The sequence below is a fragment of the Arthrobacter sp. ISL-5 genome (genome assembly GCF_018613835.1).
In the GTDB taxonomy this organism is placed as follows: domain Bacteria; phylum Actinomycetota; class Actinomycetes; order Actinomycetales; family Micrococcaceae; genus Arthrobacter.
In genome coordinates this window covers 67,122-85,891 of record NZ_JAGGPM010000005.1, presented here as the reverse complement: position 1 = coordinate 85,891, position 18,770 = coordinate 67,122, and the positions used below count along the sequence as shown (strand labels likewise).

13 protein-coding genes are annotated in these 18,770 nt (G+C 66.2%); 7 read left to right on the top strand and 6 right to left on the bottom strand.

All coding sequences use genetic code 11. From position 1 onward, the window contains the following. Positions 1-38 precede the first annotated feature (38 nt). Positions 39-521: a hotdog fold thioesterase gene (locus J7I89_RS02820; RefSeq protein WP_214967098.1), complete on the bottom strand. Its 483-nt coding sequence runs from the start codon at positions 519-521 to the stop codon at positions 39-41. Between the two features lie 178 nt (positions 522-699). Between J7I89_RS02820 and polA the strand changes: the two genes are divergently transcribed. The 3 genes from polA (at position 700) to rpsA (ending at position 6,440) form a co-directional block, all read left to right on the top strand. Then, positions 700-3,342, top strand: coding sequence for a DNA polymerase I (gene polA / locus J7I89_RS02815; RefSeq protein ID WP_251044851.1), 2,643 nt, complete (start codon positions 700-702; stop codon positions 3,340-3,342). A 104-nt stretch (positions 3,343-3,446) separates the two neighbouring features. Beyond that, positions 3,447-4,736, top strand: coding sequence for a GNAT family N-acetyltransferase (locus J7I89_RS02810; RefSeq protein ID WP_214967094.1), 1,290 nt, complete (start codon positions 3,447-3,449; stop codon positions 4,734-4,736). A gap of 228 nt (positions 4,737-4,964) precedes the next feature. Continuing rightward, a complete protein-coding gene (rpsA, locus tag J7I89_RS02805; RefSeq protein WP_018773018.1) occupies positions 4,965-6,440 on the top strand; it encodes a 30S ribosomal protein S1 in 1,476 nt (491 codons plus the stop codon). A gap of 131 nt (positions 6,441-6,571) precedes the next feature. Here rpsA and J7I89_RS02800 read toward each other — a convergent pair whose 3' ends face one another. Both J7I89_RS02800 and J7I89_RS02795 read right to left on the bottom strand, forming a co-directional pair. Further along, positions 6,572-7,138 (bottom strand): type 1 glutamine amidotransferase domain-containing protein, encoded by a 567-nt coding sequence (locus J7I89_RS02800; RefSeq protein WP_214967092.1) that lies wholly within the window; start codon positions 7,136-7,138, stop codon positions 6,572-6,574. Between the two features lie 134 nt (positions 7,139-7,272). Next, complete coding sequence (locus J7I89_RS02795) at positions 7,273-7,977, bottom strand: YigZ family protein (RefSeq protein ID WP_214967090.1); 705 nt, start codon at positions 7,975-7,977, stop codon at positions 7,273-7,275. A gap of 22 nt (positions 7,978-7,999) precedes the next feature. Between J7I89_RS02795 and coaE the strand changes: the two genes are divergently transcribed. The 4 genes from coaE (at position 8,000) to J7I89_RS02775 (ending at position 14,171) form a co-directional block, all read left to right on the top strand. Further along, entirely contained in the window at positions 8,000-9,265 is a 1,266-nt protein-coding gene (gene coaE, locus J7I89_RS02790; protein WP_214967088.1) for a dephospho-CoA kinase, read from the top strand. A gap of 40 nt (positions 9,266-9,305) precedes the next feature. Then, entirely contained in the window at positions 9,306-11,405 is a 2,100-nt protein-coding gene (gene uvrB / locus J7I89_RS02785) for an excinuclease ABC subunit UvrB (RefSeq protein ID WP_214967086.1), read from the top strand. 212 nt (positions 11,406-11,617) lie between these two features. After that, entirely contained in the window at positions 11,618-12,643 is a 1,026-nt protein-coding gene (locus J7I89_RS02780; RefSeq protein WP_214967084.1) for a TerC family protein, read from the top strand. A gap of 106 nt (positions 12,644-12,749) precedes the next feature. Next, positions 12,750-14,171: an MFS transporter gene (locus J7I89_RS02775; RefSeq protein WP_214967082.1), complete on the top strand. Its 1,422-nt coding sequence runs from the start codon at positions 12,750-12,752 to the stop codon at positions 14,169-14,171. 50 nt (positions 14,172-14,221) lie between these two features. Here J7I89_RS02775 and J7I89_RS02770 read toward each other — a convergent pair whose 3' ends face one another. From J7I89_RS02770 to J7I89_RS02760, 3 genes are read right to left on the bottom strand one after another with little or no spacing between them, the layout of a single operon-like run. Next, a complete protein-coding gene (locus tag J7I89_RS02770; protein WP_214967167.1) occupies positions 14,222-15,502 on the bottom strand; it encodes an alpha/beta fold hydrolase in 1,281 nt (426 codons plus the stop codon). Positions 15,503-15,557: 55 nt separating this feature from the next. Continuing rightward, on the bottom strand, positions 15,558-16,058 hold the full coding sequence (locus J7I89_RS02765) for a GNAT family N-acetyltransferase (RefSeq protein WP_214967080.1): 501 nt from the start codon (positions 16,056-16,058) through the stop codon (positions 15,558-15,560). Between the two features lie 40 nt (positions 16,059-16,098). After that, positions 16,099-18,645 carry an RNA helicase gene (locus tag J7I89_RS02760; protein WP_214967078.1) on the bottom strand — a complete coding sequence of 849 codons (2,547 nt, stop codon included), beginning with the start codon at positions 18,643-18,645 and terminating at the stop codon, positions 16,099-16,101. Between the last annotated feature and the right edge of the window lie 125 nt (positions 18,646-18,770).

Genomic DNA, 18,770 nt, shown 5'->3' with positions numbered 1-18,770 from the left:
CCGGGCTCTGCCTTGGCGCGGTTTCCGCCGCAGGGCGCTTACGCGCTGATATCCCGGATGAGGTTGGTGATGCGGGCCGTCGACAGCCGGCGGCCCTGTTCGTCGGTCATGACGATTTCGTGCGTGGCGAGCGTACGCCCCAGATGAATGGCCGTGCATGTCCCGGTCACGGTGCCCGCCGCGATGGCCCGGTGGTGGGTCGCGCTGACCTCGATGCCGAGTGCCTGGCGGCCGGTGCCGGCGTGCATGCCGGCGGCAAACGAGCCCAGCGTTTCCGCGAGCACCACATGGGCACCGCCGTGAAGGATTCCTGCCACCTGGGTGTTCCCTTCCACCGGCATTGTGGCCACCGTCCGCTCGGGGCTCATTTCCAGGAAGCGGATCCCCATCTTGACCACCAGGGCCCCGATGCCGAACTCGCCGAGCCAATCATGGAGGTGATCGGGAATCCCGGCGGCGACCAGCTCATCCTTGAACCGTGCCTCGTCGGGGGACCGGGCGGGCGTGAAATTGTCCATCATGGCAACTAGGCTGGCACCTGTGAGTGAAACTACCAAACCGGCCCCTTTCCCGTCCGCAAGCGAAACACTGCAGGAGGTTGCGGTCCAGTCGCCGGCCAGCCGGTCTGTCTCGGCAACCGAGGCCCCCGTGATTCCCATCACGGACCAGCCGCGCCTCCTGGTCCTGGACGGGCACTCCATGGCGTTCCGGGCCTTCTTCGCCCTGCCGGCGGACAAGTTCTCCACCGCAAACGGGCAGCACACCAATGCGATCCATGGATTCACGTCCATGCTCATCAACCTCATCAAGGAACAGAAGCCCACCCACATCGCCGTGGCCTTCGATGTCTCGGATGAAACCACCCACCGCAAGGCCGAATACAGCGACTACAAGGGCGGACGGAACGAAACACCCCGGGAGATGAGCGGCCAGATCGACCTCATCGACAAGGTCATGCAGGCGTGGGGCATCAAGACCATCAAAATGCCGGGTTATGAAGCCGACGACATCCTGGCCACACTCGCCGCCATGGGCGAAAAGGCCGGCTACGAGGTGCTCCTCGTGACCGGAGACCGTGACGCCTTCCAGCTCATCACCGACAACGTGTTTGTGCTCTACCCCCGGAAGGGCGTCAGCGACATTCCCCGCTTGGACACGGCCGCCATCCAGGAAAAGTACTTTGTGACGCCCCCGCAGTACTCGGACCTCGCCGCACTGGTGGGGGAGTCCGCGGACAACCTGCCCGGCGTGCCCGGCGTCGGTCCCAAAACGGCGGCCAAATGGATCAACCTCTACGGCGGGCTGGAGGGGGTTCTGGAGCACCTCGACGCTATCGGCGGCAAGGTGGGGGACGCCCTCCGCGAAAACGTCGAGGACGTCAAGCGCAACCGCCGGCTGAACAGGCTCCACACCGACCTGGACCTCCCGGTGACGCTGGACGAACTCGCGGAACCGCGGCCGGACGAAGCCGCCCTGGAGCAGCTGTTCGACGACCTTGAATTCAAGACCATCCGCACCCGGCTCTTTGCCCTCTACAGCAGTGACGAAGTGGAATCCGCGGAGCGCGAGAGCATCGAGGCCCCGGACTTCATCACCCCCGCGGACGCTGCTGAGCTGAGCGCCTTCCTGGCCGCAGGCGCGGGCCAGCGGTCCGCCGTCGCCGTCGACCTCGTTCCGGGACGCATCGGCGAGGACGCCGCAGCGCTGGCCATCGTCCGCGACGACGCCGCCGCTTACATCGACCTGGCCACCCAGGACGCGGAAGCCGAAAACGTCCTGGCGGACTGGCTCCGGGACGGCAGTTCACCGAAGGTGATGCACGGGTACAAGGCCGCCCTGAAAGCCCTGACCGCCCGCGGCCTCGGCCTGGAAGGGGTGGCGGATGACACCTCAATCTCCGGGTACCTCATCCAGCCGGACCGCCGCACGTACGAGCTCGCCGAGCTGGCCCAGCACCACCTCAACATCAGCATCTCGCCCGAGACCGCCAAGGCAGGCCAGCTTGAGCTGGCGTTCGACGGCGACGACGTCGCCGCAGCGGGCGCGCTGGTCCGGGTGGCCGCCGTCGTGCAGGCCCTGAGCCGGTACTTCGAATCGGAACTGAAGGAACGCGAAGCCGCGGACCTGCTGGCCACCCTCGAGCTGCCCGTCAGCCTGGTTCTCGCGGATATGGAACTCGCGGGAATCGCCATCGACATGCCGCGCATGGACGAGCAGCTGGCGGACCTCGCCAAGGTGATCGACAACGCCCAGGAGCTTGCCTTCGCGGCCATCGGCCACGAGGTCAACCTTGGCTCACCCAAGCAGCTGCAGACCGTCCTCTTCGACGAACTCCAGTTGCCCAAGACCAAGAAAATCAAGTCGGGTTACACCACCGATGCTGCGTCGCTCAAGAACCTGCTGGAAAAGACCGGGCATGAATTCCTGGTCCAGCTGATGGCGCACCGCGAGTCGTCGAAGCTGCGGCAGATGCTGGAGTCGCTCAAGAAATCCGTCACCGAAGACGACCGGATCCACACCACCTACGCGCAGAACGTGGCCGCCACGGGCCGGATCTCGTCCAACAACCCGAACCTGCAGAACATCCCCATCCGCAGCGAGGAAGGCAGGCGCGTCCGCGGCATCTTTGTGGTCAGTGAAGGCTATGACTGCCTGCTTTCCGCGGACTACTCGCAGATCGAAATGCGCATCATGGCCCACCTCTCCGGGGACGCCGGCCTGATCCAGGCCTACAAGGACGGCGAGGACCTCCACCGGTTCGTGGGCTCCAACATCTTCCATGTGCCCACTGACCAAGTGACCAGTGCCATGCGCTCCAAGGTCAAGGCGATGTCCTACGGCCTCGCCTACGGGCTGACCTCGTTCGGCCTCTCCAAGCAGTTGGAGATTTCCGTCGACGAGGCACGGACCCTCATGAAGGACTACTTCGACCGGTTCGGCGCCGTGCGTGACTACCTCCGCGGCGTGGTGGACCAGGCCCGGATCGACGGTTACACAGCCACCATCGAGGGGCGCCGCCGGTACCTCCCGGACCTCACCAGCACCGACCGGCAGCTGCGCGAGAACGCGGAACGCATTGCGCTGAACTCTCCCATCCAGGGATCGGCGGCGGACATCATCAAGCGCGCCATGCTGGGCGTGCATGCCGAACTGGCGGCACAGGGCCTCAAATCGCGCATGCTCCTGCAGGTCCATGACGAACTGGTGCTGGAAGTGGCCAAGGGCGAGCGGGACGCCGTGGAGAAGCTCGTGACCGAGCAAATGGGCTCGGCCGCGGACCTGAGCGTGCCGCTGGACGTCCAGATCGGCGTCGGCCCGAGCTGGTACGACGCCGGACACTAAGAAATCCAGGCTGCGCGGGGCGCCATAGCGGGCGCCCCGCGCATGTCCTTCAACCGGGTTCAGTTCATCCGGTTCAATTCATTCGGTTCAAGGGGGAGCAGTACGTGGCAGACAGGTATGAGATCAGGCGCTTCAGGGCGGCGGACAAGGGCGCACCCGGCTACGCCCAGGGGACCGACTGGATTCAGGCCGTGGGTTTCGGCTTCCACGACACCCGCCGGAATGACGAATTCGTCGACAAGATCCTGGCCATGTACCGGCAGGATGACCGCGAGCTGACGGGCGTCTACCAGACGGGCCACGTTGCACCGCATTCCCTGGGCGCCAACGTTCCTGTTGCCACGTTCGGCACCCTTCGCAAGGACCTGAACGTCGGCTACGGCCGTCAGGTCCGGACGCACATGGTGACGGCGGTGACGGTGCGCGGGACGCACCGTCGCCAGGGCCTCCTGCGCCGCATGATGACCGAAGACCTCACCGCGGCGAAGGCAGATGGTTTGGCGATGGCGGCCCTGACCGCATCGGAAGGCTCTATCTACGGCCGTTTCGGCTACGGAGTGGCAACGTTCGAGCGCAGCATCAAGGTGGACACCGGGCCGCGGTTCAGCCTCAAGCACCAGCCTGCAGGCTCGGTGGAAAGCGCCGACCGGAAAGTGCTGCTCGAACTGGCCCCAGCAGTGTTCGAACGCGTGCACCGGCACACCCCGGGGTCCATCGTCCGGCAGGACGCCTACCGGCAGAACGTCTCCGGCGCCGTTGGCCGCGACGGCAGCGAAGACGAAGCAATCCGATGCGCCCTGCACTACGACGCCGCGGGCACCTTGGACGGCTATGTCTCGTACAAGTTCGCAGGCTGGGACACCAAGCCGTACACCATGGAGATCGTGGACCTCGTGGCGGCGACTGACGCCGCTTACCTGGAACTGTGGCAGTTCCTCGGCAGCATCGACCTCGTGGATCGGATCCGCTGGCAGGACGCGCCGGTGGACGACCCCCTGACCTGGGCGCTGGTGGACCCGCGGTGCATTGAGTCCTCGGACCACCGGGACATGCTCTGGCTGCGGATCCTGGACACCGCCGTGGCCCTGGCCGCACGGCGCTACTCCGCGGACGGGGCACTCGTCCTTGAGGTCAGGGACGCCCTTGGCTTTGCCGGCGGCACGTTCGTCCTCGACGTCAGCGGCGGGGAAGCGAACGTCACGGAGGCTCCGGCGGGCTCGGAACCGGACCTGTCCCTGGATGTCGCGGACCTCGGCTCCATCTATCTGGGTGCCGTCTGTCCCGTGACCCTGAAGGCCGCCGGCCGGATCACCGAACACGCGCCCGGGGCCGCGCTGGAAGCGCGGCTCATGTTCGCCGTCGAACGCGCGCCCCATTGCCTGACGCATTTCTGACAGCGTTCCGGCAGGTCACAGGCCTCCAAGGTAGCCGCGGCGCTTTGACCGGCGTTGGCGAGTGCGACTAGAATGAACGGGCGTGTACTAGGTGCACGTATCTAAAATCCACAAAATCAGGATGACCCGGCAGATCACGTGATATGCCGTGCTTTGCGCCTGCGTTCCATGACGCGGGCGCGATGGTTTGCCTGACCGACTAACTATCCACAACGGAGCCCCTACTACATGACCATCACCTCCACCGAGAAGCCCGGTACCCCCGTAGTCGCGATTAACGACATCGGTACCGCTGAGGACTTCCTCGCAGCAGTCGACGCCACCATCAAGTACTTCAACGACGGAGATCTCGTCGAAGGTACCGTCGTCAAGGTCGACCGCGACGAAGTTCTGCTCGACATCGGTTACAAGACCGAAGGTGTCATCCCCTCCCGCGAGCTGTCCATCAAGCACGACGTTGATCCCGGGGACGTTGTCTCCGTCGGCGATCAGGTCGAAGCCCTGGTGCTCACCAAGGAAGACAAAGAAGGCCGCCTGATCCTCTCCAAGAAGCGTGCTCAGTACGAGCGCGCCTGGGGCGACATCGAGAAGGTCAAGGAAGAAGACGGTGTCGTCACCGGTACCGTCATCGAGGTTGTCAAGGGTGGTCTTATCCTCGACATCGGTCTGCGCGGCTTCCTGCCCGCATCCCTCGTCGAGATGCGCCGTGTGCGCGACCTTGCTCCGTACATCGGTCAGCAGATCGAAGCCAAGATCATCGAGCTGGACAAGAACCGCAACAACGTTGTGCTGTCCCGCCGTGCATGGCTCGAGCAGACCCAGTCCGAGGTCCGCTCCACGTTCCTCAACAAGCTGGAAAAGGGCCAGGTCCGTCCCGGCGTCGTTTCCTCCATCGTCAACTTCGGTGCCTTCGTGGACCTGGGCGGCGTAGACGGCCTGGTTCACGTTTCCGAGCTGTCCTGGAAGCACATCGACCACCCGTCCGAGGTTGTCGAAGTTGGCCAGGAAGTCACCGTCGAGGTTCTCGAGGTCGATCTGGACCGCGAGCGCGTTTCCCTGTCGCTCAAGGCTACGCAGGAAGATCCGTGGCAGACCTTCGCCCGCACCCACGCCCTCGGCCAAGTTGTTCCGGGTAAGGTCACCAAGCTCGTTCCGTTCGGTGCGTTCGTACGCGTCGAAGACGGCATCGAAGGCCTGGTTCACATCTCCGAGCTGGCAGTCCGCCACGTTGAGCTTGCTGAGCAGGTTGTCTCCGTTGGTGACGAGCTGTTCGTCAAGGTCATCGACATCGACCTCGAGCGCCGCCGCATCTCCCTCTCCCTCAAGCAGGCTAACGAGGGCGTTGACGCCGACAGCACCGAATTCGATCCGGCTCTCTACGGCATGGCCGCTGAGTACGACGAAGAGGGCAACTACAAGTACCCGGAGGGCTTCGACCCGGAGTCCAACGAGTGGCTTGAAGGCTACGAGAACCAGCGCGCAGCCTGGGAGCAGCAGTACGCTGACGCCCAGACCCGTTGGGAAGCACACAAGAAGCAGGTTGCCCAGCACGCTGCCGACGACGCTGCAGCTGCAACGTCCGGTGAGAGCGATTCCGGCACCACCAGCTACTCCTCGGAGCCGGCTGCAGCCGAGACCGGTGCAGGCACGCTTGCTTCGGACGAGGCTCTCGCCGCACTGCGTGAGAAGCTGACCGGCAACTAATTGCCCTTGCTGCCCCGGGAGCCCGCTCCCTGGGCCCAGGCAGTTGGTAGCTTGATGTAGCACCGTAAAGGTGGCCGTCCCCTCGGGGGCGGCCACCTTTTCGTTAAGTTCCGGCCTTCGCCGGATCCCGGTCAGGCCGTCTGGCCCGCGTGCTCGCCCTCGGCGATTTCCTCCAGCAGTTTGTCGTTGAACGCCGCAAGGTCACCCGGCTTCCGGCTTGTCACGAATCCCTGGTCCACCACCACCTGTTCGTCCGTCCAGTTCGCGCCGGCGTTCCGGAGGTCCGTGGCGAGTGTGTGATAGGACGTGAGGTTCCGCCCCTTGACGACGCCCGCATCGATGAGGAGCCAGGGTCCATGGCAGATGGCGGCCACCGGCTTGTGCTGCTCAAAGAAACTCCGGGCAAACGCCTGGGCGTCCTTGTCCACCCTGAGGTGGTCGGCGTTGACGACGCCGCCGGGGATCACCAGCGCGTGGAAGTCGGCAGCGTTGGCCTCTGACAGGGTCAGGTCGACGTCGAAGGTATCGCCCTTGTCCACGCCCTTGAATCCTTGGAGCTTCCCGCTCTTCGGGGCCACCAGGACAGGTTCGCCGCCGGCTTCCTTGACTGCATTCCACGGGCTGGTCAGTTCGACCTGCTCCACGCCGTCCGTCAGCACAAAGGCGACCCTCTTGCCTGCGATGTTGTGTTCTGACATTCGTCCTCCCTCTTTCCTGGTGTGATGCCTTACAGCATCAACCCTAGAAAGCAGGAAAGTGATAAGCAAGCTGATGATTGCATCCTGCTCCGGCGATGGGCTCAGCAGTCAGGCTCGACAGAAAGGCCGGCCAGTCAGCGGCTCAGGGGAACGTCAATCCATTCCGTGCCCTCCGGCTGGAGGCCCGCGCTTCCGGCCGTCATGGCCGCCAGCCGATCGGCGGCCTCCGCCAGGGCGTCCGGCGCGTCAGGCAGGGCGAGCCGCAATACGGCGGACTGGGACTCATAGCCGGTTCCGGCCATGACGTAGCCCGCACTGCGGAGATCGTTCTCAAGGCGTCCGGCCGCGGCATGCGGCACCCGGACGGCGCAGATGCGCAGCCGCCTGCGCTGCACCAGGGGAGCGAGCTCGAGGGCGGCGGAGACCGACTCGGAGTAGGCGCGGATGAGCCCGCCGGCCCCCAGCAGGATCCCGCCGAAGTAGCGCACGACGACGGCACTCACGTCACTGAGGTCCGTCACCCCGGGCGCGGTTTCGCGCCGGATCAGCGCTTCCAGCATGGGGATCCCGGCGGTGCCGGACGGTTCGCCGTCGTCGCTGGAGCGCTGGACGTCCCGGTCCGGGCCCAGGACGAAGGCGGAGCAGTGATGCCGCGCGTCGTGGAATTCCCGCCGCAGGCCTGCCACCAGTGCCCGCGCGTCGTCTTCGTTGTCCGCGCGCCGCAGCACCGTGATGAACCTGGACCGCTTGATGTCTATCTCATGGCGGAAGACGGTTCCCGCGGCCAGTGAGGTGTAGGCCGATGTCCTGCTCTCCTGGGGATCTGACGCTTCTGCCACCGGTTCAGTTTAGTCTTGGGGAGTGCTGAAGATCGGATTGACGGGCGGCATCGCCTCGGGGAAGTCCATGGTGGCCGCTCGCCTCAGGGAGCTGGGGGCCCTACTGGTCGACGCCGACGCCATCGCCCGTGACGTGGTGGAACCGGGCACTCCGGGCCTTGCGGCGGTCGTCCGCGCCTTCGGGCCGGAAATCCTCGACGCCGGCGGCCGGCTCGACCGGCCTCGGCTCGGCGCCGTCGTGTTTGGGGACCCGGCAGCGCGCGAAGAGCTGAACGGCATCGTCCACCCCCTCGTCCGGGAGCAGGCCGCCGCGGTGATCGCGGCGGCCCCGGGCGACGCCGTCGTGGTCCAGGACATTCCGCTCCTCGTCGAGACCGGCCAGGAAAGCAGCTTCCACCTCGTGGTGGTGGTAGATGCCCCCGAAGGGACGCGCGTGCAGCGGATGCTCGAAGACCGTGGGATGACGGAGGACCAGGCCCGCTCCCGGATGACCGCGCAGGCGCCACGGGACGTACGGCTCGCCGCAGCCGACGTGGTGCTGGACAATGCCGGGACCCCGGAGGAACTGCGGGACGCGGTGGACCGGCTCTGGGAAGAGCGGCTCAGGCCGTTTGCGCAGAACATCGAGCAGGCCCGCGTTGCCGACCGGTCCGGCGGGCCGGTCCTGGCGAAGCACGACGCCGGGTGGCGCCGCCAGGCAGCCCGGCTGTCGGCCCGGCTCAAACTGGCCGCTCCGGACGACATCCTGGCCGTTGACCACATCGGGTCGACGGCGGTGCCCGGACTGGACGCGAAGAACGTCATCGACCTGCAGCTTGCGGTCCGGGACCTGGACACCGCGGACCGGATTGCGCCCCTCCTTGCGCAGGCCGGCTTCCCGGTTTGGCCGGGCATTCTGCTGGACAGCCCCAAGCCAGGACGGCCGGATCCGGCCGCTTGGTCCAAAAGACTGCACGGAAACGCCGACCCCGGGCGGCCGGTGAACGTCCACGTCCGCGTTGCCGGCTCGCCGGGGTGGAGCTTCGCCCTGTGCTTCCGTGACTGGCTGACCGCGGAGCCGGAGGCGCTGGCTGCGTATCTTGCCGAAAAGCGGAGGCTGGCCGCCCTGCATGCGGCGGACGTGACCACGTCCGGGTACGCCGCCGCCAAGGAACCCTGGTTCACGGAGGTCGCCGACCCGGGAATGGAGCGGTGGGCCAAAATCAGCGGCTGGCAGCCGCCGTCGTACGAATCCGGCAGCGCCGCCGGCGCCGGATCCGGCACCCGACCGGGTACCGCCCAAAGCTGAATCAGGATGTCCTGTCGGTGGCCGGCGGTAGATTAGATACATGAGTCTTGCGCAGGAGATCAACCGCGTCGTTGCGCCCTTCGAGGTCATCAGCGATTTCAAGCCGGCCGGCGACCAGCCGGCGGCCATCGCCGAACTCACCGAACGAATCAAGAACGGCGAGAAGGACGTGGTGCTCCTCGGCGCCACGGGTACCGGAAAGAGCGCCACCACCGCCTGGCTGATCGAGCAGGTCCAGCGTCCCACCCTGGTGATGGTGCAGAACAAGACGCTCGCCGCGCAGCTGGCCAATGAGTTCCGCGAATTGCTCCCGAATAACGCGGTGGAGTATTTCGTCTCCTATTACGACTACTACCAGCCCGAGGCCTACGTGGCGCAGACGGACACCTTCATTGAGAAGGACTCGTCCGTTAACGAGGAAGTGGAACGGCTCCGGCACTCCGCCACCAACGCGCTGCTGACCCGCCGCGACGTGATCGTAGTGGCCACTGTCTCCTGCATTTACGGCCTCGGCACGCCTGAAGAGTACATCGCCGGCATGGTGACCCTCCGCAAGGGGGCGGAGATGAACCGCGACGATCTGCTCCGCAAATTCGTCTCCATGCAGTACACCCGCAACGACATGGACTTCCACCGCGGCACGTTCCGCGTCCGCGGCGACACCGTGGAAATCATTCCGATGTACGAAGAACTTGCCATCCGGATCGAGTTCTTCGGCGACGAGATTGAGAACATCTATACGCTGCACCCGCTCACCGGGGAGGTAATCCGGGACGAGACCGAGATGTACGTCTTCCCGGCCTCGCACTACGTGGCCGGTCCGGAACGGATGAGCCGGGCGATCAAGCGAATCGAAGACGAACTGGCCGAGCGGCTCGCGGTGCTGGAAGGCCAGAACAAGCTGGTCGAGGCCCAGCGGCTCCGGATGCGCACCACGTACGACCTGGAGATGATGCAGCAGATGGGCTTCTGCAACGGCATCGAGAACTATTCCTCGCACATCGACGGCCGCGCCCGCGGAACCGCGCCGCACTGCCTCATCGACTACTTCCCGGACGACTTCCTCCTGGTGATTGATGAATCCCACGTCACCGTGCCCCAGATCGGCGCCATGTACGAGGGCGACATGTCGCGCAAGCGGAACCTCGTGGACCATGGCTTCCGGCTGCCCTCGGCGATGGACAACCGCCCGCTCAAATGGGATGAGTTCCAGGACCGCGTGGGCCAGACGGTCTACCTGTCCGCCACCCCGGGCAAGTACGAGTTCGGCAAGGCGGACGGCTTCGTCCAGCAGATCATCCGTCCCACCGGCCTGATCGACCCCGAGGTGGTCGTCAAACCCACCAAGGGCCAGATCGACGACCTCCTGGATGAGATCCGGACCCGCACCGAGAAGAACGAACGTGTCCTGGTCACCACCCTTACCAAGCGCATGGCGGAGGACCTCACCGACTACCTCCTGGGGCACGGCGTCAAAGTGGAGTACCTGCACTCGGACGTGGACACCCTGCGCCGCGTGGAACTGCTCCGCGAACTGCGGATGGGAACGTTCGACGTCCTGGTAGGCATCAACCTGCTCCGTGAGGGCCTGGACCTCCCCGAGGTGTCGCTCGTGAGCATCCTGGATGCCGACAAGGAAGGCTTCCTGCGCTCGTCCACCTCACTGATCCAGACCATCGGCCGCGCCGCCCGCAACGTTTCCGGCCAAGTCCACATGTACGCGGACCGCATCACGGACTCCATGGCCCACGCGATCGACGAGACCAACCGCCGCCGCGCCATCCAGGTCGCCTACAACACCGAAAACGGCGTGGACCCGCAGCCGCTGCGGAAGAAGATTGCCGACATCACCGACCAGCTTGCCAAGGAGGACGCCGACACCCAGGAACTGCTGAACAACAACCGCCTGGCCAAGGGCGGCAAGCGGGGCAAGTCGGCGGCCAAGGGTGCGGCGACTGTCCGGGCGGACGGGCTCGCGGCTGCGCCGGCCGAGGACCTGGTCGGGCTGATCGAACAGCTGACGGAGCAGATGCACGGCGCCGCCGCCGAGCTGCAGTTCGAGCTGGCCGCCCGGCTCCGCGACGAAGTGAGCGAGCTGAAAAAGGAACTCCGCCAGATGCACGCAGCCGGGCACGCCTGAGTGTGACGCAGTCGGGCACGTCGTGGGCGCGGTCAGGGCCGCCTCTGAGGTAAAGTTGTGGTCACGTAGGGGAGTATCCCAAGCGCTACGGACGTCAACACGCAGGGCGCAGATGCCTTGCCGGGCGTAGCGGGCAGCCAATTCAGCACCAAGTGCACAGGTTCGCCGGAGAGACTTACATCGGTTTTCTGTACCCTGCGAAAGGTATCCCTGTGCAACTTCCCGTCTGGTTTGAGGTCGGCTCGTTCGTCGCCCTCGGCATCATCCTCCTGATGGATCTGCTTCTCGTGCTGCGGCGTCCCCATGAACCCTCCATGAAGGAAGCCGGCCTCTGGGTGGCCTTCTATGTGGCGCTGGCCCTCGTGTTCGCCGGTGCCATGTTCTTGTTTGCCGGCGCTGAGTACGGCGGCCAGTTCGTTGCAGGCTGGGTGACGGAATACAGCCTGAGCATCGACAACCTCTTCGTGTTCATCATCATCATGGCGCGCTTCTCGGTGCCCCGTAAGTACCAGCAGGAAGTGCTGATGGTGGGGATCATCATCGCGCTGATCCTGCGCGGCATCTTCATCATGCTCGGTGCCATCGTGATCGAGCAGTTCAGCTGGGTCTTCTACATCTTCGGTGCGTTCCTGCTCTGGACCGCCTGGAAGCAGGCCCAGGATGAGGGCGAGGATGAGGAAGACAAGGAGAACGCGATCATCGCGAAGCTCCGCAAGATCATTCCCATGTCTGAGAAGTTCGACGGCGGCAAGCTCCGCACCACGGTGGACGGCAGGAAGGTCTTCACCCCCATGCTGGTCGTCTTCGTCACCATCGGCATGACGGACCTGCTGTTCGCCGTTGACTCGATTCCTGCCATCTTCGGCCTGACCCAGAGTGCCTTCATCGTCTTCACCGCGAACATCTTCGCGCTGATGGGCCTCCGCCAGCTGTACTTCCTGCTGGGCGGGCTGATGAATCGTCTCGTGTACCTCAAGCACGCGCTGTCCATCATCCTGGCATTCATCGGCGTGAAGCTGGTCCTGCACGCCATGCACGTCAACGAGCTTCCGTTCATCAACGGCGGGCACCACATCGAGTGGGCTCCGGAGATCCCCACCTACGTCTCCCTCGCAGTCATCGTGGGCACCATCATCATCGCCGTGATCGCCAGCCTGGTCAGCTCGGGCGCGCAGAAGGCAAAGCTGGACGCCCGCCTCGAGGAGGACGCCCGGAAGAGCCTGAGCGACGTCGACTAGTCGCCCGGCTTTCGCCGCTTTCACTGGCAGCCCCGGTCACTCTGTGGCCGGGGTTGCCACTTTTTAACCTGTGTTTGCCGCGGCCCTTGCGGTCTATGCTCGGAGGATGGCTACCACTTCCCGGGCGGAGCCGGACCAGCGGCAGGTGCAGCGGCGCACCGTGGTGCTCCTTGGATCCGCCCAGCTCCTCAGCGCAATCGGCACCGGCGCGACCGTTTCCATCGGCTCCCTGCTGGCCGTCGACCTGACGGGTTCGGAATCATGGGCCGGTTCAGTCGCCACGATGATGACCCTCGCCGCCGCCCTGGCTGCGCTGCCCCTGGCCTCACTCGCCGAACGCCGCGGACGCCGCGTGGGCCTGGCCACCGGACTCGCGGCAGCCCTCGCGGGCGCCTTGCTGATCGTGGTGTCCGTGGTGTCCGGGATCTTTGTCTTCCTTGCGGCCGGCGCGGCAGGCATCGGTGTGGGCACGGCGGCCAACCTGCAGGCGCGGTTCGCCGCCGTCGACCTCGCGGACGCCGCGCACCGCGGCCGTTCGCTGTCCGCCGTCGTGTGGGCCATCACCATCGGGGCCGTCGCCGGGCCCAACCTGATCCAGCCCGGCGCCGTGGTGGGCGAGGCCCTGGGGCTGCCGCCCATCGCAGGGCCGTTCGTCATCTCGGCGGCGGGATTGCTGCTGGCCACCGCCCTGCTCCTCGTCGGGCTCCGCCCCGACCCGCTCCTCTTCGCCCGGCAGCTTGCGGCAGCCGGAGCGGCAGCCGGACCCACAGCGCACGGCGAGTCCGGCGAACCGCCCGCTGGGGTCGCGGCGGGCCCGCCGGCGGTCGCTCCGCGGCTCGGCAGTTCACTCGGCAGGGGCCTGCGCGCCGTCCGGCATGCACCCGCCGCCATCCTGGCCCTGGCCGCCGTCGTCGGCGCCCACGCCGTGATGGTGGGGGTCATGTCCATGACGCCGCTCCACCTGCAGGCGCTCGTCGCGGGCCCCGGCGGCGTCCACGGCAGCCACACAGCCGGAAGCGATGCCCTGGTCATCATCGGCTTCACCATTTCGCTTCACATCGCAGGAATGTTTGCCCTCTCCCCAGTGCTGGGCTGGCTGACGGACAAGATGGGCAGGTTGCAGACCATCGCCCTGGGCCTCGGCACCATCGTTTCGGCCGTTCTGGTGGCCGGCTATGGGCAGGGCTCGGCCGGGGCCGTCGCCGTGGGGCTGGTGCTCCTCGGCGTGGGCTGGTCTGCCGCGACCATCGCCGGGTCAACCCTCCTGGCGGAAAGCGTGGACCAGGACGACAAGGTCGTGGTCCAGGGTGTCTCGGACATGCTGATGGGCGCGGCGGGCGCCGCCGGCGGCGCTGTGTCGGGCCTGGTCCTCAGCTGGGCCGGATACCTGGGCCTCAACCTGGCCGCCGGCGTGCTTGGTGCAGCGGTCCTGGCCGCCGCGGTCTTCGTACTGGTGACCGGTCGGCTCCAGCCGGCCGCGGGCGGCCTGCCCGCCCGGAGAGCGGGCCGCGCCGCACGTCCGGACTGACGGCAACGGCCCGCCCGGAGTGCGGGCCGCGCCGCACGTCCGGGCAGGGCTCAGTGCCGGACTGAACGGACCATGCCCAGGAGGCGGCCGAAGATTGCTTCGCCGTCGTCGGCAATGCCGTCGTGGTGGAAATCGCCGGACTCCCACGCCTGCAGTCCCCGCACCGCCGCGGCGGTCTCGAGGGATAGCCCGTGCTCCACGTAGATGTCATCGTGATAGACCGCGGCGGCAACCGGGACCGTATTTGCGGCCAGCCGCGCCGGATCATAAAGCGGCTTCCAGTCAGCCTTGGCCGCCAGCAGCTCGGCCACGTCCTTTAGCGGGCGAAGCGCCGTGTCCTGTTCGAAGTACCACGGGTAGACCATTTCGCCGGTCAGCAGCACTTCGGGCGCCTCCGGACTGAACTCGGGAAACTCCCTCAGGACCCGCCAGGCAGCCCAGTCCGTCGCCACGCCTTGGCCGTAGATGGATTCGTGCATCAAGGCGTAGAGGGGGTTGGCCGCGCGCGAAACGAGCGCGCGGACCTGTTCAAGAAACGCATCGGACAGACGCACGCCGCGGGCTGTCTCCACGAAGGCGTCCTCAAGCAGGTTGTGCAGCCCGTCCACCCGGGTGTTCCCGCCGAGGTAGGAGCCAACCATCTGGAACCTTTCCACCGTGAGCCGTTCGCCGCCTGGCAGGAACTCTTCGGTGCTGCGGAGGTGGCGGGCGATCCGGTTCACCGTCTCCCGGTCTTCCGGATACCAGCCGAAGTACTGGGCATTCCGGGCGGCCACACGCTTGAATGTCTCGCGGTAGACCCTGTCAGCGGGTCCGTTGAGCGGTGCCAGGCCGCCGGTGATCAGGACTTCCCTGAGGCCGGCAGGTGCGAACGACAGATAGGTGAGCGCGCAGAAGCCGCCGTAGCTCTGACCGTAGATGCTCCACGGCTCAGAACCAAGGGCCCGGCGGATCAGCTCGGCGTCGGCCACGATCGAATCGGCCCGGAAGTGTTGAAGGTAGCGCGCCTGTGCGGCCGCGTCGCCGCGCGCCGGCAGCGTGTTGCGGTCGACGGGGGAGGACAGCCCAGTGCCCCGCTGGTCCAGCATGAGAATCCGGAAATCCTTCGCGGCGGCCTTGCTCCAGCCGCCCAGGGCGGTGAACCGGTTGCCGCGCCCACCGGGGCCGCCCTGCAGGTAGAGGAGCCACGGCAGGGCTGACGCGGCAGCTTCGCTGTGCTCCGCGGACACGTACTCCCGGGCGAACACCGTGATGGTCTCCCCGGCGGTGTCGGTGTCCGGCGACGCAAAGTGGTCCAGGGGTACCGTGAAGTAATGCTCGGCCGTGCGCATGCCCCGGAACTCGTGCCTGGCCCGGACGGTGTGGACTGCCGCGGCCACCGTGGCCTCAGCCACGGATGCCCGCCTCGGAGCGGGTTCCGAACGCGGCCAGCGCGGGGCCGGTGAGCCGGAAAGTGGACCATTCCTCCATCGGGAACGCCCCCAGCTTCTGGTAGAAATTGATGGAGGGCTCGTTCCAGTCAAGGACGCTCCACTCAACGCGCGCATAACCGCGTTCGACGGCGGTCGCCGCCAGATGCTGCAGGAGCGCCTTTCCGTGGCCCTCGCCGCGCGCGTCCGGAGTGACGTAGAGGTCCTCGAGATAGATGCCGTGGACGCCTTCCCAGGTCGAGTAGTTCAGGAACCACAGCGCGAAGCCCCGGACCTCGCCGGCGTCGTTCTCGGCCATGTGTGCAAATACGCGGGGGTTATCGCCGAACAGCACCTCGGTGAGCATTTCCGGGGTGTTCCGGACGGCGTCCGGTTCCTTTTCGTAGATGGCCAGTTCGTGGATCATCTGGAGGATTGCAGGGACATCGGCTGGGGTCGCAGGACGGATTACGCTCATGTTCCGAGCTTACTTGGTCGTCCCCGGACGGGCCTGGCGGTCAGAGCCTGTTGACATCTGTCACCCGGACCACGGCGGTGCCGGTTTCGTCCGAGGCGGCAAGATCAACCTCGGCCGAGATTCCCCAGTCGTGGTTGCCCGCGGGGTCTTCAAAGATCTGCCGGACCTTCCACAGCTCCGGGCCCTCGGTGATCATCAGCAGTCCCGGGCCGCGGGCGTCGGGGCCGGTGCCGATGTCGTCGTGTTCGTCGAAGTAGTTATCGAGCACGTCTTCCCAGCGGTCCGCATCCCAGCCGGCATCGCCGTCGAGCTCGCCCAGCGCGGCGGCGTCCTCGTCCGCGAAAAGCTCCACGCGGCGGAACATCTCGTTCCGGACCATGACGCGGAAGGCCCGGATGTTCGACGTCAGCGACGGCGGCGGGGGAGGCGGGGCGTCATGGGGAGTCGGCGCGGCTCCGGATGTCAGTTCCTCCCACTCATCCAGCAGGCTCGAATCGACCTGGCGCACCAGTTCGCCGAGCCAGGCAATGAGGTCCTCAAGGTCTTCACGGAGGGCGTCCTGCGGAACCGTCTGCCGCAGGGCCTTGAAGCCGTCGGCGAGGTAGCGCAGCACGATGCCTTCGGAGCGGGCCAGTCCATAGAACTGGACGAATTCGCCGAAGTTCATGGCCCGTTCGTACATGTCCCGGATGATCGACTTCGGGGCAAGTTCGAAGTCGCCCACCCACGGCGCGGCCTTGCGGTATACCTCGAAGGCCTCGCTGAGGATTTCTCCGAGCGGCTGCGGGTAGGTGACTTCGTCGAGCATGGCCATGCGCTGCTCGTACTCGATGCCGTCGGCCTTCATCGCCGCGATGGCTTCGCCGCGGGCCTTCTTCTGCTGGGCGGAGAGGATCTGCCGCGGCTTTTCAAGTGTCGCTTCGATGACCGAGACCACGTCCAGGGCATACGACGGCGACTCCGGGTCCAGGAGTTCCAGGGCGGCCAAAGCGAACGGGGAAAGCGGCTGGTTCAGGGCAAAGTTGGCCTGCAGGTGGACGGTGAGCCGCACCGTGCGGCCGTCCGAATCCTGCTCGGCGGCCGGGATGCGTTCCACCACTTCGGCGGCAAGGAGCTCGCGGTAGATGGACAGCGCCTTCTTCATGAGCCGAAGCTGGGAAGGCCGCGGTTCATGGTTCTCGGTGAGCAGGCGCCGGGTGGCCGCAAAGGGGTCGCCGGGCCGTTCCATCAGGTTCATGAGCATCGCGTGGGTCACCGTGAAGCTTGACGTCAGGGGCTCCGGAACGGACTCCACAAGACGGTTGTAGGTGGGCTCTCCCCAGGAGACGAATCCTTCCGGCGGCCTCTTCTTGACCACCTGGCGCAGCTTTTTCTGGTCGTCGCCGAACTTGGCGGTGGCCTTGGCCATTGCCTTGGCGTTCTCCACCACATGGTCCGGTGCCTGGACCACCACCGTGCCCGCGGTGTCGTAGCCGGCGCGGCCGGCCCTTCCGGCGATCTGATGGAATTCGCGGGAATTGAGCAGGCGGGTGCGCACGCCGTCGTACTTGCTGAGCGCCGTGAGCAGGACGGTCCGGATGGGAACGTTGATCCCCACCCCCAGGGTGTCGGTGCCGCAGATGACCTTCAGGAGGCCAGCCTGCGCGAGCTGCTCCACGAGCCGGCGGTACTTCGGCAGCATGCCGGCGTGGTGGACGCCGATCCCGTGCCGGACCAGGCGGTTGAGCGTCTTGCCGAAGCCGGCGGCGAAGCGGAATTTCGCGATGAGCTCGGCGATCTTGTCCTTCTCCTCGCGGCTGCAGACGTTGATGCTCATCAGCGTCTGGGCACGCTCAATGGCTTCGGCCTGGCTGAAGTGCACCACGTACACCGGAACCTGCTTGGTGGACAGCAGTTCCTCGAGCGTCTCGTGCACGGGGGTCTGGTGGTAGTAGTAGTGCAGCGGGATGGGCCGCTCCGCGGAACTGACGGTGGTGGTGGGCCGGCCGGTGAGTTCGGTCATGCCGGCCTCGAAGCGGCTGACGTCGCCGAGGGTCGCGGACATCAGCAGGAACTGGGCCTGCGGCAGTTCCAGCAGCGGGACCTGCCACGCCCAGCCGCGCTGGGGATCCGAATAGAAGTGGAACTCATCCATGATGACCGCGCCGAGTTCCGCCGCGGCGCCTTCGCGCAGCGCGATGTTGGCGAGGATCTCCGCCGTGCAGCAGATGATCGGGGCGTCCTGGTTCACACCCGAATCGCCGGTAATCATCCCCACGTTCTCGGCTCCGAAGATGTCGCACAGGGCAAAGAATTTCTCCGAGACCAGTGCCTTGATGGGGGCGGTGTAGTAGCTCCGTTCCCCGCGGGCCATGGCCTGGAAATGTGCGGCGATGGCCACGAGGGATTTGCCCGATCCCGTGGGTGTCGCCAGGATGACGTTGGCGCCGGATGCGAGCTCCATGATGGCTTCGTCCTGGGCGGCATAAAGCTCCAGCCCCCGGCTTTCCGTCCACTCCACGAACCGCATGTACAGCGCGTCCGGGTCGGTGCCTGTTCCCGTGGTGATCCGTGCGGCCGGTGCGGGGAGCTGTTCAACGAGTTTCATTGCCTTCCAGCTTAGTGCCAGTGCCTTCACGGCGTGCGTTCCGCCCGGTCCCGCACTAGGCTCGCGATATCCGAACCTTTGGCGCAGGCGCCACCACACGCGCCGCGCCAGGTCAAACCTTCACG